Origin of the sequence: Micromonospora sp. NBC_00617 (genome assembly GCF_045161355.1) — a bacterium.
Lineage (GTDB): Bacteria > Actinomycetota > Actinomycetes > Mycobacteriales > Micromonosporaceae > Micromonospora.
Genome location: NZ_CP107751.1, coordinates 4845931 through 4868209 on the forward strand (window position 1 = coordinate 4845931; position 22279 = coordinate 4868209).

Annotated in this window: 19 protein-coding genes and 1 pseudogene; 9 read left to right on the forward strand and 11 right to left on the reverse strand. The window is 72.6% G+C overall.

Features of this window, described 5'->3' with window-relative positions; translation table 11 throughout:
• Positions 1 to 22 precede the first annotated feature (22 nt).
• The 5 genes from OG505_RS22160 to mca all read right to left on the reverse strand — a co-directional run bounded on the left by OG505_RS22160 (position 23) and on the right by mca (position 7350).
• The gene (locus OG505_RS22160) at positions 23 to 1198 is read right to left on the reverse strand and encodes a 5-(carboxyamino)imidazole ribonucleotide synthase (RefSeq protein ID WP_405427175.1); all 1176 of its coding nucleotides are present in this window, start codon (positions 1196 to 1198) and stop codon (positions 23 to 25) included.
• Positions 1199 to 1315: 117 nt separating this feature from the next.
• The gene (locus tag OG505_RS22165; protein WP_405427177.1) at positions 1316 to 3352 is read right to left on the reverse strand and encodes a thioredoxin domain-containing protein; all 2037 of its coding nucleotides are present in this window, start codon (positions 3350 to 3352) and stop codon (positions 1316 to 1318) included.
• A gap of 63 nt (positions 3353 to 3415) precedes the next feature.
• Entirely contained in the window at positions 3416 to 5896 is a 2481-nt protein-coding gene (locus OG505_RS22170; protein ID WP_405434637.1) for a putative bifunctional diguanylate cyclase/phosphodiesterase, read from the reverse strand.
• A gap of 230 nt (positions 5897 to 6126) precedes the next feature.
• Positions 6127 to 6420: a hypothetical protein gene (locus tag OG505_RS22175; protein WP_405427178.1), complete on the reverse strand. Its 294-nt coding sequence runs from the start codon at positions 6418 to 6420 to the stop codon at positions 6127 to 6129.
• A 48-nt stretch (positions 6421 to 6468) separates the two neighbouring features.
• The gene (gene mca, locus OG505_RS22180; RefSeq protein ID WP_405427180.1) at positions 6469 to 7350 is read right to left on the reverse strand and encodes a mycothiol conjugate amidase Mca; all 882 of its coding nucleotides are present in this window, start codon (positions 7348 to 7350) and stop codon (positions 6469 to 6471) included.
• 198 nt (positions 7351 to 7548) lie between these two features.
• On the opposite strand from mca, the gene OG505_RS22185 reads away from it, so the two are divergent.
• Positions 7549 to 7989 carry a DUF4307 domain-containing protein gene (locus tag OG505_RS22185; protein ID WP_405427182.1) on the forward strand — a complete coding sequence of 147 codons (441 nt, stop codon included), beginning with the start codon at positions 7549 to 7551 and terminating at the stop codon, positions 7987 to 7989.
• Positions 7990 to 8157: 168 nt separating this feature from the next.
• On the forward strand, positions 8158 to 8655 hold the full coding sequence (gene greA, locus OG505_RS22190; RefSeq protein WP_354854199.1) for a transcription elongation factor GreA: 498 nt from the start codon (positions 8158 to 8160) through the stop codon (positions 8653 to 8655).
• Positions 8656 to 8741: 86 nt separating this feature from the next.
• Here greA and ilvA read toward each other — a convergent pair whose 3' ends face one another.
• The 4 genes from ilvA to OG505_RS22210 form a co-directional block, all read right to left on the reverse strand.
• Positions 8742 to 9962, reverse strand: coding sequence for a threonine ammonia-lyase (gene ilvA / locus OG505_RS22195; protein ID WP_405427184.1), 1221 nt, complete (start codon positions 9960 to 9962; stop codon positions 8742 to 8744).
• Positions 9963 to 10085: 123 nt separating this feature from the next.
• Positions 10086 to 11135 (reverse strand): DUF4328 domain-containing protein, encoded by a 1050-nt coding sequence (locus tag OG505_RS22200; protein ID WP_405427186.1) that lies wholly within the window; start codon positions 11133 to 11135, stop codon positions 10086 to 10088.
• Positions 11136 to 11181: 46 nt separating this feature from the next.
• Positions 11182 to 12591, reverse strand: coding sequence for an amidase (locus OG505_RS22205; RefSeq protein WP_405427188.1), 1410 nt, complete (start codon positions 12589 to 12591; stop codon positions 11182 to 11184).
• Between the two features lie 12 nt (positions 12592 to 12603).
• Positions 12604 to 13746 (reverse strand): cystathionine gamma-synthase, encoded by a 1143-nt coding sequence (locus tag OG505_RS22210; protein WP_405427190.1) that lies wholly within the window; start codon positions 13744 to 13746, stop codon positions 12604 to 12606.
• 219 nt (positions 13747 to 13965) lie between these two features.
• Between OG505_RS22210 and OG505_RS22215 the strand changes: the two genes are divergently transcribed.
• The 4 genes from OG505_RS22215 to OG505_RS22230 all read left to right on the forward strand — a co-directional run bounded on the left by OG505_RS22215 (position 13966) and on the right by OG505_RS22230 (position 16925).
• On the forward strand, positions 13966 to 14388 hold the full coding sequence (locus OG505_RS22215; protein WP_405427192.1) for an HIT family protein: 423 nt from the start codon (positions 13966 to 13968) through the stop codon (positions 14386 to 14388).
• A 75-nt stretch (positions 14389 to 14463) separates the two neighbouring features.
• Entirely contained in the window at positions 14464 to 15126 is a 663-nt protein-coding gene (gene msrA, locus OG505_RS22220) for a peptide-methionine (S)-S-oxide reductase MsrA (RefSeq protein WP_405427194.1), read from the forward strand.
• A 363-nt stretch (positions 15127 to 15489) separates the two neighbouring features.
• A complete protein-coding gene (locus tag OG505_RS22225) occupies positions 15490 to 16419 on the forward strand; it encodes a ribonuclease Z (RefSeq protein ID WP_405427196.1) in 930 nt (309 codons plus the stop codon).
• On the forward strand, positions 16416 to 16925 hold the full coding sequence (locus OG505_RS22230) for a GNAT family N-acetyltransferase (RefSeq protein WP_405427198.1): 510 nt from the start codon (positions 16416 to 16418) through the stop codon (positions 16923 to 16925). The genes OG505_RS22225 and OG505_RS22230 overlap by 4 nt, the downstream gene beginning before the upstream one ends.
• A gap of 192 nt (positions 16926 to 17117) precedes the next feature.
• Here the strand turns inward: OG505_RS22230 and OG505_RS22235 are convergent, their stop codons facing one another.
• Together OG505_RS22235 and OG505_RS22240 are read right to left on the reverse strand one after the other, a co-directional pair.
• A complete protein-coding gene (locus OG505_RS22235) occupies positions 17118 to 18488 on the reverse strand; it encodes a cystathionine beta-synthase (RefSeq protein ID WP_405427199.1) in 1371 nt (456 codons plus the stop codon).
• Between the two features lie 72 nt (positions 18489 to 18560).
• Complete coding sequence (locus tag OG505_RS22240; protein WP_405427201.1) at positions 18561 to 18917, reverse strand: YkvA family protein; 357 nt, start codon at positions 18915 to 18917, stop codon at positions 18561 to 18563.
• A gap of 150 nt (positions 18918 to 19067) precedes the next feature.
• Between OG505_RS22240 and OG505_RS22245 the strand changes: the two are divergent.
• The 3 genes and pseudogenes from OG505_RS22245 to OG505_RS22255 all read left to right on the forward strand — a co-directional run.
• Positions 19068 to 20149: pseudogene (locus OG505_RS22245) on the forward strand (SGNH/GDSL hydrolase family protein); the annotation flags it as partial.
• Complete coding sequence (locus OG505_RS22250; RefSeq protein ID WP_405434639.1) at positions 20141 to 20929, forward strand: SGNH/GDSL hydrolase family protein; 789 nt, start codon at positions 20141 to 20143, stop codon at positions 20927 to 20929. The pseudogene OG505_RS22245 and the gene OG505_RS22250, both read left to right, overlap by 9 nt.
• Before the next feature lie 80 nt (positions 20930 to 21009).
• Positions 21010 to 22272, forward strand: coding sequence for an acetyl-CoA C-acetyltransferase (locus OG505_RS22255; protein WP_405427203.1), 1263 nt, complete (start codon positions 21010 to 21012; stop codon positions 22270 to 22272).
• Positions 22273 to 22279 lie beyond the last annotated feature (7 nt).

Below are 22279 nucleotides of genomic sequence, written 5' to 3' on the forward strand. Positions count from 1 at the left end.
CCTTGGTTCGCGGCCGCCCGGGTCACTCGTGCCCCTCGCGGAGCCAGCGCGCGGCCCGCGCCGCCCGCGCCCGTACGTCGTCCAGGTCGTCGCCGAGCACCGTGACGTGCCCGATCTTGCGGCCGGGGCGTACCTGCTTGCCGTAGAGGTGCACCTTGGCCCCCGGCTCGGCGGCGAAGAGGTGGTGCAGCCGCTCGTCGATCGACATTCCGCCCGGCTCGCCACCGAGGACGTTCGCCGACACCACCACCGGCGCCGTCAACGCGGTGTCGCCCATCGGGTAGTCCAGCACCGCCCGCACATGCTGCTCGAACTGGGAGGTCCGGGCACCCTCGATGGTCCAGTGCCCCGAGTTGTGCGGGCGCATGGCCAGCTCGTTGACCACGATCGCCGGCCGTCCCGCGTCGTCGCGCACCTCGAACAGCTCCACGGCCAGCAGGCCGACCACGCCGAGCGCGGTGGCCAGGTCGATGGCGAGCTGCTGAGCGGCGACGGCCAACTTCTCGTCCAAGCCGGGCGCCGGGGCCAGCACCTCGACGTTGATGCCGTCGCGCTGGACCGTCTCGACGACCGGGTACGCGGCCACCTGCCCGAACGGCGAACGGGCCACCTGCACGGCGAGTTCGCGACGCAGCGGCACCCGCTCCTCGACGATCAGCCGGGTGCCTCCGGCGAGCAGCGTGGTCGCCAACTCGGTCGCCTGGGTGACGTCGTCCACCATCCAGACACCCCGACCGTCGTAGCCGCCCCGGGCTGCCTTGAGCACCACCGGCCAGCCGACCTGCTCACCGAAGCCGACCAGGTCGGCGGGCTCACCGACCGGCCGCCAGGCGGGGTTGGGAGCACCCAGCTCGGTGAGGCGTTCCCGCATCACCTGCTTGTCCTGGGCGTGCAGCAACGCGTCCGCCGGCGGGTACAGGGTCACCCCTTCGGCCGTCAGGGTGCGGATGTACTCGTTGGGCACGTGCTCGTGGTCGAAGGTGACCACGTCACAGCCCTTGGCGAAGGTGCGCAGGGCGGCCAGATCGGTGTGGTCGCCGTACTGGACGTCGGCGGCGACCAGCGCCGCGCCGTCGTCGGGGGCGCTCGCGAGCACACGCAGTGACTGGCCGAGGGCGATCGCGGCCTGGTGGGTCATCCGGGCCAACTGGCCGCCACCCACCATGCCGACAACAGGCAGACCGGTACGGGAATCCATAGCGCGGCCAGCCTATCCGGGCGGCCGACGTGCCGATGCGCAGGGCCGGTGACCCACCCCGACAACGCCGCACCGGCCGCCCGGCGCGCGGTGCCGGCAACTACCGGGCGCTACGGCTCAACCCAGCTCGGCCATGAGGTCCTCGACCGAGGTGACCGGTCGCTGGCAGACGAAACCCCGACAGACGTACGCCGCGGACCGTCCGTCGACCAGCGGTCGGTCGGCGAGCAGCGGCACCCCGGGCTGGTCCGGGCGCCCGGCGACCACCACCGCTCCGGGCGGGGCGTGCCGCCGGGCCGCGGCCACCAGCGGGTCGCCGGCCGGGTCGTCGGTCGCCACAGCGATCTCGTACGGCCCGGAGAGCAGCGCCTCGCCGACCATGGCCGCGTACCCGGCGAACCGGGCGTGCCGCCCGACGATCGGCGCCACGGTGGCGAGCGCGGCCCCGGCGGCCTCGGAGTAGCGCGTCTCCCCGGTGAGCGCGGCGTACGACACGAGGCCGGCGATCAGCGCCGACCGACCCGACGGGGTGGCGTTGTCGGTCGGATCGGCCGGCCGGGCGACCAGCCGCTCCGCGTCGTCGGCCGTGTCGTAGTAGGCGCCCCCGGGCGCGGCGAAGTGCTCCAGCGCGGTGTCCAGCAGTTGACCGGCCAGGCTGAGCCAGCGACCCTCGCCGGTGAGCTGGTGCAGCGCGCAGAACGCCTCGGCCACGCAGCCGTAGTCCTCCAGCACCCCGGCCGGCTCGCCGACCCTGCCGTCGCGCGAGACCCGGCGCAGCCGGCCGTCGACCAGGTGCACGGTGGCCAGGTGCTCGGCGGCGTTGCGCATCGCGCCGTCGGCGACGATGGTGACGCCCTCCATCAGGTTGGCGTCCTCGTCCTGCGGTGCCGCGTACAGCGCGGCGACCTGCTGGAACTCGCAGATCGCGGTGATCGCCAGGCCGTTCCAGGCGGCCACCACCTTGTCGTCGCGGGCCGGCTGAGGGCGGGTGTCGCGGGCCGCGAGCAACTGCCCGACCACCCGCTGCCAGCGAGCCCGGACCTCCGGCGCGACGTCGTCGACGTCCCGGGCGAGCCGGAGCACGCTCATGCCGTGCTCGAAGGTGCCCTCGTCGGTGACGGTGAACAGGTCGGCGGCGAAGCGACCGTCGTCCTCGCCGAGCGCCTCGATGAGTTGGGCCGGCGTCCAGGCGTAGGTGAGCCCTTCGACGCCCTCGGTGTCAGCGTCCAGCGCGGACGCGAACCCCTGCCCCGGCCGATGTAGCTCGTCAGCGAGGAACCGGGCCGTGTCCCGGGCGACCCGACGGGCCAGCGGGTCGCCGGTCAGCCGCCAGAGCTGCGTGTAGACGCGCAGCAGCAGCGCGTTGTCGTAGAGCATCTTCTCGAAGTGCGGCACCGTCCAGTGCGCGTCCACCGAGTAGCGGGCGAAGCCGCCGGCAAGCTGGTCGTAGATGCCGCCGCGGGCCATCGCCTCGGCGGTGTGCCGGACGATCTCCAGGCTGCCCGGGTCGCCGGTGCGCTGGTGGTGGCGCAGCAGGAAGAGCAGGTTCATGTGCGGCGGAAACTTCGGGGCGCCCCCGAAACCGCCGTTCGTCGCGTCGTACGCACCGGCGAGGTTCGCGGCCGCGGCATCGAGCAGCGGGGCGTCCAGCGGGGCGGTGGGGCCGCCCACGGCCTGTGCGCCGCCGATCGCCTCGACCACGGCGGCGCCCTGGCGCAGCACCTCGGCGCGCTGGTCCGTCCAGGCGGTGGTGACCGACTGGAGCAGCCGGGTGAAGTTGGCGCGCGGGAAGTAGGTGCCGCAGAAGAACGGGGTGCCGTCCGGAGTGGCGAAGACCGTCATCGGCCAGCCGCCCTGCCCGGTCATCGCCTGGGTGGCGGTCATGTAGACGGCGTCGACGTCGGGACGCTCCTCACGGTCCACCTTGATCGACACGAAGTTGTCGTTCAACAGGGCGCCGACCTGCTCGTTCTCGAACGACTCGTGCGCCATGACGTGACACCAGTGGCAGGCCGCGTAGCCCACCGAGATGAGCACCGGGACGTCACGCCGTTTCGCCTCGGCGAATGCCTCGTCGCACCACGGCCACCAGTCGACCGGGTTGTCGGCGTGCTGGAGCAGGTACGGGCTGGTGGCGTCGGCGAGTCGGTTCACCCGACGACCATAACCACCTCGACCGGGTGGCGGCGGGGTGATGTCCCGGCAGGGATGGTCCCGTCAGGAAGCGCCGTCGGCGCGCAGGCGGAAGACATTCGACTCGGCCGAGTCACGCAGCGACCCGAGCACCGCGCCGATCTTGTCCGCCGGCATCGGCTTGAAGAAGTGGTAGCCCTGCGCGGACGTGCAGCCCAGCTCGGCCAGGGCCAGCCGCTGCTCGGCCGTCTCCACCCCCTCGGCGACGACCCGCAGCCCCAGCTCGTGGGCGAGCCCGACGGTGGTCCGGACTATCGCCGCGGCCTCCGGCGAGTCGGTCATCCGGATCACGAACGAACGGTCCACCTTCAACTCGTCCACGGCGATCCGGGTGAGGAACGTCAATGAGGAGAAGCCGGTGCCGAAGTCGTCCACCGCAAGCTGCACACCCATCGACCGGAGGGTGGCGAGCACCTCGTCGATGATCTCCAGCTCGCTCATCACCACCGTCTCGGTGATCTCCAGGACCAACCGGTGCGGCGGCACCTGGTGTCGGCGCAGCGCTTCGGCGATCTCCGCCGGCAGGCGCGGGTCGAGCAGACTGCGCGCGGAGAGGTTGACCGAGATCGGGACGTCCAGCCCCTCGCGGGCCCAGCCGGCGGCCACGCCGAGCGCCTTGTCCAGCACGTAGCGCGTGAACGTGCCGAGCTGCTCGCTGTTTTCCACCGGGCGGATGAAGTCGGCCGGGTTCAGCCAGCCGCGCCGGGGGTGCTGCCAGCGGATCAGCGCCTCCACCCCGGTGGGCGCGCCGGTGGCCAGGTCGACCGCCGGCTGCAACGCCAGCACCAACTGGTCGTCGACCTTCAGCGCCTCGCGCAGCTCGGCCAGCAGGGCCAACTGGTCGGTGCTGGCCGCATCCCTGGTGCTGTCGTACGCGGCGACGCTGCCGCCGCCCTCCTTGGCCTGGTACATCGCGATGTCCGCGCGGCGCAGCAGCTCGGTCAGGTCGGCGGTGCCGGCGTCGGCGACCACCACCCCGACGGAGACCTCGATGGACATCCGCACCCCGGCCACCTCGGTCGGCGCGGCCAGCCGCTCGGCGATCTCGCGAGCCTGTCGCAGGGCGTGCGCCATCGGCGCGGCCCGGTCACCGAGCACGGGGACCGAGGTGAGCAGCAGCGCGAACTCGTCGCCGCCGAGCCGGCCGAGCAGGTCACCGGGGCGGGCCAGCGCGCTGAGCCGGTTGGCGGTCAGCCGCAGCAACTGGTCGCCGGCCGCGTGCCCGAGGGTGTCGTTGACTTCCTTGAACTGGTTGATGTCCAGCAGCAGCAGCGCCACCGGGTGGTCGTGGGCGAGCTGCCGCAGCGACTGGTCGCCCTTGCCGAGCATCGCCGTGCGGTTCGCCAGCCCGGTGAGCGGGTCGTGCACCGCCTCGTACGACGAGCGGGCGGTGACCAGCCGCAGCTCACGATGGGTCGCGGCGTCGTGCAGGGCGGCGGCGAGCGCGTCGCCGAAGGCCGCCACCGCGTCCCGTTCCCGGGTCGCGGGTGGAGCGGAGCGCGGGAACCGGACCCGTAGCTGGCCGACCGGCGCGGCGCCCACCGACAGGGGACGGACCATCTCGTACTCGTCGGGCTCCGACCGGTCCGGGGGGCCCACCTCCCGGTCGAGCAGCTGACCGCCGGCGTCTCCCCGGTAGCGACGCCACCTGCCGTCGGCCCGGGCCACGTCGACATCGACCAGCTCGGCGTTGAACAGCGCCAGCGCGCCGGTCACCGCCGCGCTGGCCACGCCCCGCTCGTCGAGCTGGTTGAGAGCCGCGGTGGCCTCGGCGAAGGCACGCCACGTCCGGCGTTCCTGGTCCGCGCGCAGCCGGTAGCGGTAGGTCTGTTGCAGCAGCCAGAGCAACGGCGGGAGCAGCAGCAACCAGCGCGAATCCAGTTCCAGCAGCGCGATCACGACCAGGCCGACCGCCACGTTGCCCACGAACATCAGCAGCTTGCCGCGCAGCGCGGCGAGCAGCGGCGGCCCGATGGGCAGCCCGTGCCGCAGGCCCAGCGTCACCCCACCGAGCCACGCGGTCGCCAGGAGGTAGGTCACCGAACCGACGATCACGGCCAGCGCCAGCATCGGCGTCGGCGAGGCGAGCAGCGGATGCCCCAGGGCGGTGGTCACGGACACGGCCAGCGCCGACGCGGCAGTCAGCGACGCGGCGATTCGGACGATCTCCAGCGGCGGGCGGCGGTCGCTGTGCAGCGACAGCGCCGTCCAGGCCAGCCCGGTGCCGAGCAGGGTGGCCGACGGCAGCCAGCCGGCCGGCGCGAGGTAGAGGCAGACGATCAGGGCGGCCTCGCCCCAGGTGATGCTGACCATGCCGGCGGAGCTGCGGAAGCGAAGCCGGGCGAGTTGGGCCACGGCGAGGACGGCGACGGCGATGCCGAAGCGGGCCGGTCCACCGAGAGGATCGTCGGACGGCAGCCCGGCCGGAAGGGTCAGACCGACCACGGCGGCGGCCAGTGCCGTCACCGTCACCGCAGCCGTCAGCACGAGCAGCCGGGCTGGCATGCCGTGCACCCCGAGCCGGTCGAACGGGTCGCCGCCCGTGCCGGAGGTCATCGACCTCCCCCGTCAGCCGACCGACCGACGGTACGGTGGGCGGCCGGTGCTGTGACGGACATCGGCGCCCCCTTCCGCGCACGGCTCGAGGACTTTTGGTCCCCCCGGCGGAAGGCTAAGCCAAACCGGGTGGTCGCAACAGGGGTCCACCACCCGGTTCGGCGTGAATCATGCCCGGACTACCCGTTCCGCTGCTGCTGGTGCCCATTGGGAGCGTGCGTGGATGAATCATGCGCGCTGGTCCCGTCTGTCGGATCGACGACTGAAGCGTCGGCCCTGGTCGCATCGGTCGACCGCCCCTGCTGCGGAAACCGGTCGGGCAGACGCCGCAGTCGAGCGTTCATGTTGCGGATCAGCAGGATGGTCGCGGCGGCCAGCAGCAGGATGAGGAAAAGGCCCATCGGCCCGGCCAGGCCACCCGTGCGGGTGTCCCCGAAGTTGTTCTCCGCGAGCACCTGGGCAGCGGTCAGCATGGCGTTCCTCCGATGTGCGATTGCCTACCAGGGTATCCCCGGCCGGAATCAGCCCGCGTGCGCCGTCTCCCGCACTCCGGCGAAGAGGTCGGACTCGGGCAGCGGGCTGTCCACCATGGTGCGCGCCAGCTCGAAATCCTCCGTCGGCCAGGCACGCTGCTGCATCTCCATGGGCACGTGGAACCAGAAGCCGTCCGGGTCGACCTGGGTGGCGTGGGCGCGCAGCGCGTCGTCCCGGACGGGGAAGTATTCGGCGCAGTCCACCCGGGTGGTGATGCGGGGGCCCTTGTCCGGGCGCTCGTCCCAGCGCTTGAGCCACTCCTCGTACGGCGACTCGGCACCCGTGCTGAGCACGGCCTCGTGCAGAGCCATGATCTTGGCCTTGGAGAAGCCGATGTCGTAGTAGAGCTTCAGCGGCTGCCAGGGGGCGCCCAGCTCCGGGTAGCGCTCCGGGTCGCCGGCGGCCTCGAACGCGGCCACGCTCACCTTGTGGCACATGATGTGGTCGGGGTGCGGGTAGCCACCCTCCTCGTCGTACGTGGTCACGACGTGCGGACGGAACTCACGCATCAGGCGCACCAGCGGGCCGGCCGCCACCTCGACGTCCTGGAGGGCAAAGCAACCCTCGGGCAGCGGCGGCAGCGGGTCGCCCTCGGGCAGGCCGGAGTCGACGAACCCGAGCCAGGCCTGGTCGACACCGAGGATCGCCCGCGCGGCGTCCATCTCGGCACGCCGGATCTCCGCGATGTTGGCCCAGACGTCGGGCCGGTCGAGCTTGGGGTTGAGGACGCTGCCGCGCTCACCGCCAGTGCACGTCACCACCAGCACGTCCACCCCCTGGGCGACGTACTTCGCCATCGTCGCCGCACCCTTGCTCGACTCGTCGTCCGGGTGCGCGTGGACGGCCATGAGACGCAGCTGCTCTGCCAACTTCGGCGCTCCTCGTCTGTGCCGGCCGGTGGACCCGACCGGGCTCGACCGGCTGACCTGCCGGGACCCTCCTCGCCCCGCTGCCGGTCGGCACCGCGGGGCCCGACCTGCCATTCCTGCCGGTCGGCCGGGCTGGGAGGATGGGCTTCTGCCATTCTTGCCGATGCCGCCGACAACAACGCCAGGAGATACCCGCCGGTGACCGAGACGCACGCCACAATTTCACCGGGCGCGCCGGTTTTCCCCGCCAGGCGCTACGGCCGTCGCCGGGCGCCCGGCGACGGCCGCCGTCGTACGTTGCTGACCGCGCTGGTGCTCCTGGTGCTGGTGGCGGTGCTGAGCCTGATCTCGCTGCGGCTCTACCGGCAGTACGGCGACCCGGCCTACGACGCCCAGGTGATCACGTACACCGACATCACGGACAGCCAGGTGGTCGTCGACTTCCGGGTGACCGTGCCGCCGGGCGGATCGGCGGTCTGTGTGCTGCGCGCCCGGGACCGCGCCGGCGTCGAGGTGGCCCGCGAGGAGGTCACGGTAAGCGCCGCACCCGGCGACCGGCACGTCACCACCCAGCACCGTCTGAGCACCTCCGCCCGTCCGTTCATCGGCGAGGTGCTGCGCTGCCGGGCCCCTTTCTGAGCTGCTGAAACGTCATCCCGCAACGCCCACGGGCAACCCGCCGCGGCGCGTCGACCGCGGGCGCCGGATGCGGACGCCGCCGGTGATCGCCGGCACGCTGCGTCGTACCGCACTGGTAACTTGGAAGTTCACCTGTCAGCCAGCCACGCACAACTGAGGAGAACGCCTGTGTCCACTGGCAACGAGGCGCCCGCCACCTGGCTGTCCCAGGACGCGTACGACCGCCTCCAGGCCGAGCTCGACGAGCACATCGCCAACCGTCCGGCGATCGCAGCCGAGATCAACGCTCGGCGTGAGGAGGGCGACCTGCGCGAGAACGGCGGCTACCACGCCGCCCGCGAGGAGCAGGGCAAGGCGGAGGGTCGCATCCGCTACCTGCAGGAACTGCTGCGCACCGCAAAGGTCGGCGAGGCCCCGACGGCCGACGCGGTGTCGCCCGGCATGGTCGTGACGATCTACTTCGACGACGACGCCGACGACACCGAGACCTTCCTGCTCGGCTCGCGGGAGATCGCCGCCACCACCGACCTCACCGTGTACAGCCCCGAGTCGGCGCTCGGTAAGGCGATCCTGGGTGGCCGCTCCGGGCAGACCTGCACCTACACGGCCCCGAGTGGCGCCGACATCAAGGTGACCGTGGTCAGTTTCGAGCCGTTCTCCGGCTGAGCGTCACGCGGCTCCGCACCGCGGGCCTTCCAGGGCATTTGAACGCCGTCTGACGTGTTCCGCCGCCGAGGCGTGACACACCCGTGTCATGCCTCGGCGGCGAAGACCACCTGGTAGCCACTGGCTCGCAACGCGCTGATCAGCGTGTCGGAGTGCTCCACACCACGGGTCTCCACCGACAGCGCCACCTCCACCTCGCCGAGACCCAGGTGCGGATTGGCTCGCTGGTGTTCCACGTCCACCACGTTGGCCCGGTGCTCGGCGATCTGGCTGAGCAGCGAGGCGAGCTGCCCGGGCCGGTCCGAGCAGCGCACCGTCACCCGCAGGTAGCGGCCGGCGGCCGCCAGACCGTGCTCGATCACCCGCATCATCAGCAGGGGGTCGATGTTGCCGCCGGAGAGCACCGCGACCACGGGCGTCTCCACCTCCACCACGCCGGCCAGGAGCGCGGCCACGCCGACCGCCCCGGCCGGCTCGACGACCTGCTTGCCGCGCTCCAACAGCATCAGCAGGGCCCGGGAGATGTCCTCCTCGGTGACCGTGACGATCTCGTCGACGAGCTTGCGGACATGGTTGAACGTGATCTCCCCCGGCCGCCCGACCGCGATGCCGTCCGCGATGGTGGCGAAGGCGGGCAGCCGGACCGGTTCCCCGGCCAACAGGGAGGGCGGGAAGGCCGCCGCGCCGGCCGCCTGCACGCCGATGATGCGGACGTCCGGCCGCAGTGCCTTGGCTGCCACCGCCATGCCCGAAATCAGGCCGCCGCCGCCCACCCCGGTGATGATCGTCCGCACCTCAGGGCACTGTTCGAGGATCTCCAACGCCACCGTGCCCTGCCCGGCGATCACGTCGCGGTGGTCGAACGGGTGGATGAGCACCGCGCCGGTGCGCTCGGCGTACGTCTGCGCCGCCACCAGCGACTCGTCGACCGTGTTGCCGGCCAGCTCGACCTGCGCGCCGTACCCCTTGGTGGCGGCGACCTTCGGCAGCGGCGCGTTGACCGGCATGAAGACCGTCGCGTGCGTGCCGATCAGCCCGGCGGCGAGAGCCACGCCCTGCGCGTGGTTACCGGCGCTCGCCGCCACCACGCCGCGTTCACGCTCGGCCGCCGACAGCCGGGAGATCCGTACGTACGCGCCGCGCACCTTGTACGAGCCGGCGCGCTGCACGTTCTCGCACTTGAGCCAGGTCGGACCGCCCAGTGCCGCGCTCAGTGGCCGGGAGGGCTCCAGCGGGGTGGTCCGGACGACGTCGGCGAGCAGTTTCCGCGCAGCCCGTACGTCGTCGAGGCCGACCAGTTCCGTCATGCCCCCGATCGTGCCACCCGGCTCCGGCGGCTCCTGCGGCGACACCGGGTTGATCCACTCGACGTCCCCGATGTGGCGATGTCAACCGCGCCCGACACCGCCACCTCGGCGATCCCGAGTGGATCACGGTGTCGGCGCGGCCTCCGGTGCGGCAGGGGCCGCCGGAGTCGCGGCCGGGCCCGCCGGAGTCGCGGCCGGGCCCGCCGGAGTCGCGGCCGGGCCCGCCGGAGTCGCGGCCGGGGCCTCTGGCGCGGCAGGGCTCGCCGGGGTCGCCATCGTCGGAGCGGGACCGGCCGAGGACGAAGGGGACGCCGGCCACACCGGGGCCGCTGGCCACACCGGGGCCGCTGGCCACACCGGGGCCGCTGGCCACACCGGGGCCGTTGGCCACACCGGGGCGGTCGGCCACACCGGGGCGGCGCGGGCGATCCGGGCCTCCTGCGCGGCGGAGATCCGGTGGATCAGCACGATCAGCGTCACCGCGGCGATCGCACAGCCCAGCGCGGGCAGGGTATTGCGGAGCAGAGAGTCGCCGTAGTAGTCGACGTACGCCTGGTAGCCGGCGTCGGTGAACGGAGTCTCCGGCAGCCGGTCGTACGCCCGATCGTCCAAGCGGCTGCTCACCCGGTCGCCGACGCTGAACACCAGCCAGGCGCACCACCAGACGACCACGAGAGTCGGCGTGAACCGCCGCCAGAGGCTGTCCCGCGCCACGTTGGCCACGACCCGGGCCGGCACCACGAAGTTCGCGAAGGGCACCAGCCAGCCGGCGATGGCCCAGCCGGCCCCGAGGGTCGGCAGTGCACCGGGGAAGGCGTCGGTGTTCTTCCGGGTCCGCCACGTCCAGATGATCACCAGTACGGCGGCGGTGATCTGCGCCACCGCCATGAGCAGCGACAGCAGCCCGCCGACGAGCACCGCGCCGAGCAGCAGGTCAGCGTCGTCGTTGGCCCTGGCCTGCCGGGCCATCACCATGCCGATCAGCGGGGACAGCGCCACCACCAGGTAGAGCACGGCGGTCGCGCCGACGGCGATGTTCGCGGCCAGGCCGATCCCGCGTACGCGGTAGGTCGGCAGGCCCGGCGTGACGGCGGGCTGGCCCAACGGCGTGTGGCAGCGCTGGCAGTCGTTGTGCTCGGGGGACGTGGGGTCCCCGCAGGTCTGGCAGCGCATTGGAGTCCCCCGGGTCCGCGCGACGTTGCGCGCACACGGTAGACGATCATGCGGCGGCCGGCGACCCCGTTCCGACGAGGGGATAACCGGGGGCGTGACGCGGCCACGGGGCGGCCATCTCGAACTGACCGGCCACGCCGAGCAGCAGCAGTTCCGAGCCGGGCGGGCCGACGATCTGCACGGCAACCGGCAGGCCGTCCGGCCGGCGGCCCACCGGCACCACGATCGCCGGCAGGCCGGCGATGTTCCACGGCGCGGCGTACGGGGCGTACCGGATGTTGGCCGACATGTTCGCCCGCCAGGACCGCTCGGACCAGCGCCCGGCCTCCGGCGGCGCGCTGGCCAGCGCGGGGGTGAGCAGCAGGTCGACCGAGTGGTCGGTGAAGAAGTCGACCGAGCGCTGCCGCCAGGCGGCCCGGTCGGCCTCCCGGACGTAACCGCGACGCTGCGCCCACTCGCCCAGCGCGACGTGCCGCCGAGTACGGCGCTGGAGACCGCGCCGGTCCAGCCCGGCGGCCCGGACGTCGGTGGCCGCCGCGGCGAGCCAGGTGGCGATGCCCTGCAGGCCCAGGGCCGTGGGGTAGACCGGATCGGCTGGCACGGTGTCGTGCCCGGCGGCGGCGAGCAGCCGGCCGGCGGTGGCCACCGCGTCCCGGTTGGGCGCGTCCGCTGCGACGCCGCGCACCGGGGAGCGCAGTGAGACACCCACCCGCAGCCGCTGCGGCGGGACCAGCTTCTCCGCTCGCCGGCCGGCGAGCACCGAGAAGCCGACCGCCGCGTCCGCGACCGTGCTGGTCAGCATGCCGTGCTCGGTGAGGCCGAACCAGTCCTCCGCGCCGAGCTGGCAGGGGACCACGCCCCGGCCGGGCTTGAGCCCGACCAGGCCGCAACAGGCCGCGGGAATCCGGATCGAGCCGAGACCGTCGTTGCCGTGCGCGATGGGCACCAGGCCGGCGGCCACCGCGGCGGCGGCGCCGCCCGAGGAGCCACCGGGGGTACGCGTGTTGTCCCACGGGTTGCGGGTCACCGCGCTGTCGTCGTCGGTGAGTGCCCACAGCCCCAGCTCCGGCATCCGGGTGACTCCGAGGATCACCGCGCCGGCGCCGCGCAGCCGACGCACCACCTCGTGGTCGGCCTCCGCGACGTCGGTCCGCACGGCTGCCGATCCGTTCCAGGTGGGCAGGCCGGCGACCGGGGTGTTCTCCTTGACCGCCACCGGCACCCCGGCCAGGGGGAGGTTGGCCAGGTCCTCCTGCTCGTCGACCTTCTCGGCCTCGGTGATCGCCTCGCCGCCGCGAACGGCGCGGAAGGCGACCAGCTCGCGGTCGGCCGAGGCGATGTACTCCAGGTGGTCGGCGACGACCTGGGTGGCCGAGACGTCACCCCGGCGTACGCCTCGGGCGATCTGCTTGGCGGTCGCCCCGACCCAGGTCGCCATGATGTCCTGCACGGCCATCCTTCCCAGCGGTCAGCCCAGCGCCTGCTCCAGATCGGCGAGCAGGTCGTCGACCGTCTCGATGCCGACAGACAGTCGCACGAGATCGCCGGGAACTTCAAGCGGCGAGCCGGCAGCACTTGCGTGTGTCATCCGACCCGGGTGTTCGATCAGGGATTCCACGCCGCCGAGCGACTCGGCGAGCACGAAGAGCTTGGCGCGGTTGCAGATCTCCACGGCGTGGCCCTCACCACCGGCGGCGCGGAACGAGATCATGCCGCCGAACCGGCGCATCTGCTTGGCGGCCAGCTCGTAACCGGGGTGCGAGGGCAGCCCGGGGTAGATCACCTCGGCCACCTTGGCGTGCCCGTCGAGGTACGCGGCGAGCCGCTCGGCGTTGTCGCAGTGCCGGTCCATGCGTACCCCGAGGGTCTTGATGCCGCGCAGGGTGAGCCAGGCGTCGAACGGGCCGTTGATCGCGCCCATCGCGTTCTGGTGGTAGCGCAACTCCTCGCCGAGCCCGGCGTCGGCGACGACGAGCGCGCCACCGACCACGTCGGAGTGCCCACCGATGTACTTGGTGGTGGAGTGCACCACCACGTCCGCGCCGAAGGCGATCGGCTGCTGGAGGTACGGCGAGGCGAAGGTGTTGTCGACAACCAGCAGCGCGCCCGCGTCGTGTGCCACGGCGGCCAGGGCGGCGATGTCGGCGATGCCGAGCAGCGGGTTCGTCGGCGTCTCCACCCAGACGATCTTCGTCCGACCGGGCTGCACGGCGGCCCGGACCGCGGCCGCGTCGGAGACCTTGGCGGGGGTGAACTCCAGGCCCCAGCGCTGGGCCACCCGGGCGAATAGCCGGTAGGTGCCGCCGTACGCGTCGTCCGGGATGATCACGTGGTCGCCCGGCTGGCAGACGGCCCGCAGCAGGGTGTCCTCCGCGGCCAGGCCGCTGGCGAAGGCGAGGCCCACCGGCCCGCCCTCCAGCGCGGCCAGGCACTCCTGGAGGGCGTCCCGGGTCGGATTGCCGGAGCGGCTGTACTCGTAGCCGAGCCGGGGCGCGCCGACCGCGTCCTGGGCGTACGTGCTGGTCTGGTAGATCGGCGGGATCACCGCACCGGTGCGGGCCTCAGGGTCCTGACCGGCGTGAATGGCAAGCGTCTCGAAGCCGTGACTCATGCTGGTGAGGCTAGTGCCCCCGTCCCGAGGGCTGGAACGGAACCCGTGTTCCGGGCGGGGCCGGACCATCCGGCCCGGCCCTCACGTGCCGGCCAAAAGGTCGGCGGGCCGGTCGGCCGACCGGAACGGGCAGGCTGATCCAGATCGGTAAATGGCTACCACAGTCGATGGATGCGCGGGGGCGCGCGTCTTGCGCAGCCGCCGACATAGCCTGGGGCGATGAGCGGGTGCGTGTTCTGCGGGATCGTGTCGGGTGACGTGCCGGCGTTCCGGGTCGCGGACGATGCCGACGGGGTGGCGTTCCTCGACACCCGCCCGGTGTTCAAGGGACACGTGCTGGTGGTGCCCCGGGTGCACCTGGTGACCCTGGCCGAGCTCCCGGCCGACCTGCTGCCCGGCTACTTCGCCCTGGTCCAGCGCCTGGCGGTGGCCGTGGAGTCCGCTCTGGGGGCCGGTGGAACGTTCGTGGCGGTGAACAACAAGGTGTCCCAGTCCGTCCCGCACCTGCACACCCACGTGGTGCCGCGCACCAAGGGCGACGGGCTGCGCGGGTTCTTCTGGCCGCGTACGCGCTACGCGGACGACGCCGAGGCCCAGACCTACGCGGACCGGGTCGCCGCCGCGCTCTCGGGCGCGGCCTGACTCACACCCGCGTGGGTAAGGAAGGTAGACCCACCGGTGTTGCACGCTGCGAGAGGTACGAGAGGAGATCCCCACGTGTTTTTGCGCCGTATGAACGCCGAGATGGTTTCGCCCGACCAGGCCCTGCCGGGCCGTCAGATCGCCATGCCGGTCGCCGACCGCCACGAGGTGCTGGGCACCCCGTTGAAGGGCCCGTTCCCGGAGGGGCTGCAGGTAGCGGTCTTCGGCATGGGCTGCTTCTGGGGCGCTGAGCGGCTGTTCTGGACGCTGCCCGGTGTCTACACCACGTCCGCCGGCTACGCGGGTGGCATCACCAAGAACCCGACGTACGAGGAGACGTGTTCCGGCCGGACCGGGCACGCCGAGGTCGTCCAGGTGGTGTACGACCCCAGCAAGATCACGTATGAGGACCTGCTGAAGGTCTTCTGGGAGAACCACGACCCGACCCAGGGCATGCGCCAGGGCAACGACGTGGGCACCCAGTACCGGTCGGCGATCTACACGACCACCGACGAGCAGCGGGCCATCGCGGAGTCGTCCCGGGACGCGTTCCAGCCGATCGTGACGCGGGCCGGCAAGGGCGAGATCACCACCGAGATCGCCCCGCTCGGCAACTACTACTTCGCCGAGGACTACCACCAGCAGTACCTCGCCCCGACCAAAAACCCGAACGGGTACTGCAACCACGGCCCGAACGGCCTGAGCTGCCCGGTCGGCGTGGCCCGCGTCGGCGGCTGACCCACCTGCGTGAACGCGATGCCCGGCTGCCCACGAGGTGGCCGGGCATTCCCGTTTGGCCCTGTGATCGAAATCCGTTGCCGAGCCCGCCGGGGACTCGATAGCGTGCAGGTACACGTGAAAGGAGGTGGTCCAGACTTGTATAGCAATCGGACTCGTGAGGTGGCTGTCAGCTAGCCGCTGTCCTCGACAGTGATCCGTCCGCCGCGAGGCGGGCAACCAGTACGACCGTCGAGACCGTGTGGCAGCGGTGCGGCGAATTCCAGACAGCCACCCGACCCCCGGGGTGCCGGCCAAGTCCAGCCGGCCCGCGCGACAGCGCGGAGCGCCCCGGGGGTCGCTCCATAGCTGCGGGAGATCAGTGTGTCGATGCGCGAGCTGGTGATTCTCGGGACGGCCAGCCAGACGCCCACCCGGCAGCGCAACCACAACGGGTACGTGCTGCGCTGGGACGACGAGGTGATCCTCTTCGACCCGGGCGAGGGCAGCCAGCGGCAACTCCTGCACACCACGGTCACCGCGACCGACCTGACCCGGATCTGCGTCACGCACTTCCACGGCGACCACTGCCTCGGCCTGCCGGGCACCATCCAGCGACTCTCGCTGGACCGGGTGGCGCATCCGGTCGCCGTGCACTTCCCGGCGGGCGGCGCCGAGTACTTCGCCCGACTGCGGCACGCCACCTCCTTCTACGAGACGGCCGAGCTGGCGGTCACCCCGATCGAGACCGACGGTCAACGGATCGCCCTGAGCTGCGGCACGCTGGAGGCCCGCCGGCTGCGGCACCCCATCGAGACGTACGGCTATCGGCTGATCGAGCCGGACGGCTGCCGGATGCTGCCGGAGAAGCTGGCCGCGTACGGCATCGCCGGTCCGGCCGTCGGCGAGCTGATCCGCGTCGGGCACCTGGACCTCGACGGTCGTCGCGTCACCCGCGACGAGGTGAGCGTGCCCCGGCCGGGGCAGCGGTTCGCCTTCGTGATGGACACCGGCCTCTGCGACGGGGTGTACGCCCTGGCCGAGCACGCCGACCTGCTGGTCATCGAGTCGACGTTCCTGGAGTCGGAGGCCGCGCTCGCCGCCGAGGTCGGCCACCTGACCGCGGCGCAGGCCGCGCGGGTGGCGACCGAATCGGGGGTACGCAGGCTGGTGCTCACGCACTTCTCGCAGCGCTACCCCGACCCGCGCCGGTTCTTCGACGAGGCCCGCGCGCACTTCGACGGCGACCTGGTCATCGCCGAGGATCTGACCACCGTGCAGGTCCCGCCGCGCCGGGTAGCCTCGGCCGGATGACCGTCACGCTCCGCCCCGCGACCGAAGGCGATCTGATGGCGGTGGGTGCCCTGCACCAGCGTTCCCGGGTCGCCGCGTACTCCGCCTTCCTGCCGCCCGAGGCGCTGGCCGACCCGACACCGGCGGCGATGGGCGCGTACTGGACCGAGCGGTGGAGATGGGAACAGGACACCCACCGACTGACCGTCGCGGAGCGGGCCGGAGCGCTCGTGGGGTTCAGCTACCTGGGCCCGGACGACGAGGACGACCCGGCGACGGGGCTACTCAACGCCATCCACCTCGACCCGACCGAGCAGGGCCGGGGCGTCGGCCGGGCGCTGATGGTCGACGCCCTGGATGCCATGCGGGCGCGGGGCTGGCAGCGGGCGGTGCTCTGGGTGCTACGCGACAACGCGCACGCCCGCACGTTCTACGAGCGCGGCGGGTGGGCGCCGACGGGCGCGCAGCGCGAGGAGTACATCGGCACCGCCCCCACCCCGCAACTGCGCTACACCCGCCGCCTTTGACGTGCAAGGAAGGGCACCTTCTTAACGCCTCCGGTTGTACAGGGGTCCCTTATTAACATGCGCGTCGCCGCCGCTTGCTGCTTGGCACGGCTGCCGACTCCCGGCCGCCGAAGGCCGGCGGCCGGGAGCGCGTTTGTTAATAAGGGACCCCTGCTCTACACGGGGCGTTAAGAAGGTGCCCTTCCTTGCGGTTTAGTGGGCGCCCAGGTGGGCCAGGAGGTCCTGGCGGGTCAGGACGCCCTTGGGCTTGCCGTCGACCAGGACCAGCGCGGCGTCGGACTTCTCCAGCAGGCCGACGGCCTCGCTCACCGGCTGGCCGCCACCGATCATCGGCAGCGGGTCGCCCATGTGCCGCTCGATGGTGTCGTGCAGGTGGGCCTGACCGGTGAACAGCGCGTCGAGCAGGTTTCGCTCGGCGATCGAGCCGGCGACCTCACCGGTCACCACGGGCGGCTCGGCCTTGAGCACGGGCAGCTGCGAGACGCCGTACTCGCGCATGTAGTCGATCGCGTCGCGGACCGTCTCGGTCGGGTGTACGTGCACCAGCTCGGGCAGGCCGCCCGGCTTGCTGGCCAGCGCGTCGGCCACCGTCGGCTCGTGGCCGGAGTTGTCCAGGAAGCCGTACCGGGCCATCCACGAGTCGTTGAAGATCTTCGACAGGTAACCCCGGCCGCCGTCGGGCAGCAGCACCACGATCACGTCGTCCGGGCCGGCCTTGCGGGCCACCTCCAACGCGGCGACCACGGCCATCCCGCAGGAGCCCCCGACCAGCAGGCCCTCCTCGCGGGCCAGCCGCCGGGTCATCTCGAAGGACGCCTTGTCGGAGACCTCGACGATCTCGTCGGCCACACCCCGGTCGTACGTCTCCGGCCAGAAGTCCTCGCCGACGCCCTCGACCAGGTACGGCCGGCCGGTGCCGCCGGAGTAGACCGAGCCCTCCGGGTCGGCCCCGATGACCTTCACCCGGCCGTCGGAGGCCTCCTTGAGGTACTGCCCGATGCCGGAGATCGTCCCGCCGGTGCCGACGCCCGTCACGAAGTGGGTGAGCCCGCCCTCGGTCTGCTTCCACAGCTCCGGGCCGGTCGTCTCGTAGTGCGAACGCGGGTTCGCCGGGTTGCTGTACTGGTCGGGCTTCCAGGCGCCGGGAATCTCCCGGGTCAGCCGGTCGGAGACGTTGTAGTACGAGCGCGGGTCCTCCGGCGCGACGGCGGTCGGGCAGACCACCACCTCGGCGCCGTACGCCCGCAGCACGTCCTGCTTGTCCTGACTGACCTTGTCGGGGCAGACGAAGACGCACTTGTAGCCCTTGAGCTGGGCGACCAGGGCGAGCCCGACACCGGTGTTGCCGCTGGTCGGCTCGACGATGGTGCCACCGGGCCGCAGCAGGCCCGCCGCCTCGGCATCCTCGACCATGCGCAGCGCGATGCGGTCCTTCACCGAGCCGCCCGGGTTGACGTACTCCACCTTGGCGAGCACGGTGGCCTGGATGCCCTCGGTGACGTTGCGCAGGCGGACCAGCGGGGTGTTGCCGATCATGTCGACGACGTTGTCGTAGTACTGCACGGTGTGCCCTTCGTTGCGGCGCCGGCGACGGCGGCCGGGCAGACGTATCCTCGCCGACCAGCGTACGTGCCGTCAGGGCACCAGCCCCCCGGGGATGACCGAGCTGCGTCGGGCCTCCCACTCAAGGAAACGGTCGGTCTCGGCGAGCACGCTGCCGGCCAGCCAGGTGATCATCACTGCGTCGTCGGCCAGCCCGAAGATCGCCAGTGGGATCTCCGGCAGCAGGTCGATGGGCGAGACGATGTACGCCGTGGCCGCCGTCATCAGGGCCAGCCGGAGGCCACCGTCGTACTCCCTCCGGGTCGTCGCCCGGATCATCCGGGGCAGCGCCGCCAGTCGGGTGCCCAGCGAGGGCCCGCCGCGCGCCCCCGCCGCCAGGGCCCGCGCCAGGGCCGTGAACGCCGCGCTGCGCTTCAGTGTCTTCCCCATCGTCGCGCTCCTCTCCGCCGGATCAGCGTGGCGGGTCGGCGCAAGTCGGCCGGCCTCCACCGGACAGGTACCCCGTCGCGTCGGTTTCCAGGCACTCCCGAGCCGGGACGACGACAGCGGCGTGTCGGGCCGGCGCGATAATGTCGGCATATGGGGGTGGCTGGTTCTGTCGTACCCGTTGGTCCGCGCTGGCGGCAGGCCTGGCGGATCGCCCGGCTGGCGGCTATCGGGACGGGCGTCACCGCGGCGGCCGCGATGGCCACCGGCGGGGTGCTGCTCGGCCAGGCCCGCCAGGCCCGGCGCACCATCCCGATGGCCGAGGCCCCGCCGCCGCGCTGCGACGGGATGTACGGCGCGAAGTTCCCCGGCCCCCCGCTCACCATGGTCGTGCTCGGTGACTCGTCGGCGGCCGGCTACGGGGTGCACCGCCGCCGGGAGACACCGGGGGCGCTGCTCGCCACCGGGCTGTCCCGGCGGTTGCACCGGCCGGTTCTGGTGCGTCGTTTCGCGGTGGTCGGCGCCATCTCCGCGGCGCTCCGGCACCAGGTGGAGGCGGCGTTGGAGTGCGCGCCGGACATCGCGGTGATCCTGATCGGCGGCAACGACATCACCAACCGCACGCCGCGCGGCCTGGCGGTGCGCTATCTGGTCGAGGCGGTCCACGCGCTGCGCGACGCCGGCTGCGAGGTGGTCGTCGGCACCTGCCCCGACCTCGGCGCGATCCGGCCGATCCAGCCACCGCTGCGTTGGCTGGCGCACCGGTGGAGTCGCCAGCTCGCCGCCGCCCAGACGGTGGCGGTGGTCGAGGCGGGCGGCTCGACGGTGTCCCTCGGCGACCTGCTCGGCCCACGGTTCGCCGCCGAACCGCACCGAATGTTCGCCTGGGACCGGTTCCACCCCTCCGCCGAGGGGTACGCGATGGCCGCCGCCGCTCTGCTGCCGACGATGCTCTCGGCGCTCGGCTCCGGGCCGGAGCGACGGGTCACACCGGCGCGGGGCGAGGGCGTACGGTCGCTGCCAAAGGCCGCGCAGGAGGCGGCCCGGCACGCCGGCACCGAGGTCAGCGGCACCCAGGTCCGGGGCCGCGATCGAGGGCCGGCCGGCCGGTGGGCGCAGCTGCGTCGCCGGGCGTTTTTCGGTGTCAACACGGTGCCGCGGTCCGGCTCCGCGACGGACACTTCGACAGTGGAGGGACTGGCATGAACGAGCGCAGCGAGCGGAGCGTGACCGCCGGTCTTCCCGGCCGCCTGGGTCGGGCGGCGGCGCTGTCGCTGCTTGCCGGCACGGTGGGCGGCGTCGCCGTCCTGGCCGGTGAGGCGTTCGTCGCCCGGCACCGGCGCTACGCCGAGCCGGAGCTGGGGCTGGCGTTGCGGGCCACGATCGGTCGGGCCGACGCCGCACCGCTGCGGCTGGTGCTGCTCGGTGACTCGTCGGCGTTGGGCGTGGGCGTCGACCGCCTCGACGACACCATCGGCGGGCAGTTGGCCAACCTGCTCGCCGAGGGTCCGACCGGCCGCCGGGTGCACCTGTCCAGCGTCGGCGTCTCCGGGTCCCGCTCGACGGACCTGGCCACCCAGGTCGCCCGGGCCCTGCTCGGCGAGCGGCCCGACGTGGCGCTGATCCTGATCGGCGCGAACGACGCCACCGGGCTGCGCCGGCCCGCCGACGCGTCCGCCTATCTCGGGGCGGCGGTGCACCGGCTGCGGGAGGCGCGCGTCGAGGTGGTGGTGGGCACCTGCCCCGACCTCGGCGCCGTACGCGCCATCGCGCCGCCGCTGCGTCAGCTGGTCGGCTGGTCCGGGCGGCGGGTGGCCCGCGCGCAGACCACGGCGGTGTTGGAGGCGGGCGGCGCGGTGGTCGACCTGGCCACCGAGACCGGGCCGGTCTTCCGGGCCGACGCGGGGACGCTCTGCCACGACGGCTTCCACCCCTCCGCCGACGGCTACCGGGTGTGGGCGCATGCCCTGCTGCCGGCTGTCGCTGCCGCGGCGGCGGTCGCCTCCCGGCGCTAGAGCACCGCCCGGCCCGGGGTGACATTTCCCGCCGCGCCTGCTTCTTCCGCGCCATGTTACCGGCGGGTTAACGTTGGCTCATGCCGATTGAGTCGTCCCGCGACGCCGTCATCGTCGCTACCGCCCGCTCCCCCATCGGTCGGGCGCACAAGGGGTCCCTGCGCGGTGTCCGCTCTGACGACCTCGCCGCGACCATCGTCCAGGCCGCGCTGGACAAGGTCCCCCAACTCGACCCGAGCACCATCGACGACATCTACCTCGGGTGCGGCCTGCCCGGCGGTGAGCAGGGCTTCAACATGGCCCGCGTGGTGGCCACCCTGCTCGGGCTGGACACCGTCCCCGGCGCCACGCTGACCCGCTACTGCGCCTCCTCGTTGCAGACCACCCGGATGGCGCTGCACGCGATCCGCGCCGGCGAGGGCGACGTGTTCGTCTCCGCCGGTGTCGAGATGGTCTCCCGATACGCCCGCGGCAGCTCCGACGGGCTGCCTCCCGAGGCGCAGGCCCTCGTCGGCGGCGGCTGGGAAAACCCGCGCTTCGCGGCGGCCGCTGAGCGCTCGAAGCGCCGCGCGCAGGGCGGCGCCGAGGTCTGGACCGACCCGCGCGAGGCCGGTGAGCTGCCCGACATCTACCTGACCATGGGGCAGACCGCGGAGAACCTGGCCCAGGTGTACGACGTCACCCGCGCCGACATGGACGAGTTCGGTGTCCGCAGCCAGAACCGCGCCGAGAAGGCCATCGCCGATGGCTTCTGGGCCCGGGAGATCACCCCGGTCACCACGCCGGACGGCACCGTGGTGAGCACCGACGACGGCCCCCGCGCTGGCGTCACCCTGGACGCGGTGGCCGGCCTGAAGCCGGTGTTCCGCCCGGACGGCCGGATCACCGCGGGCAACTGCTGCCCGCTCAACGACGGCGCCGCCGCCGTCGTCGTGATGAGCGCCCAGCGGGCCGAGGAGCTGGGCCTGACCCCGCTGGCCCGGATCGTCTCCACCGGCGTGACCGCGCTGTCGCCGGAGATCATGGGCCTCGGGCCGGTCGAGGCGTCCCGGCAGGCGCTGCGCCGGGCCGGCATGACCATCGACGACGTCGACCTGGTCGAGATCAACGAGGCGTTCGCCGCCCAGGTGATCCCCTCCTACCGGCAGTTGGGCATCCCGGAGGAGAAGCTGAACGTCATGGGCGGCGCGATCGCCGTCGGCCACCCGTTCGGCATGACGGGCGCCCGGATCACCGGCACCCTGCTCAACGCGCTGGAGTGGCACGACAAGACCATCGGTCTGGAGACCATGTGCGTCGGCGGTGGCCAGGGCATGGCCATGGTGCTCGAACGCCTGAGCTGACCCGACC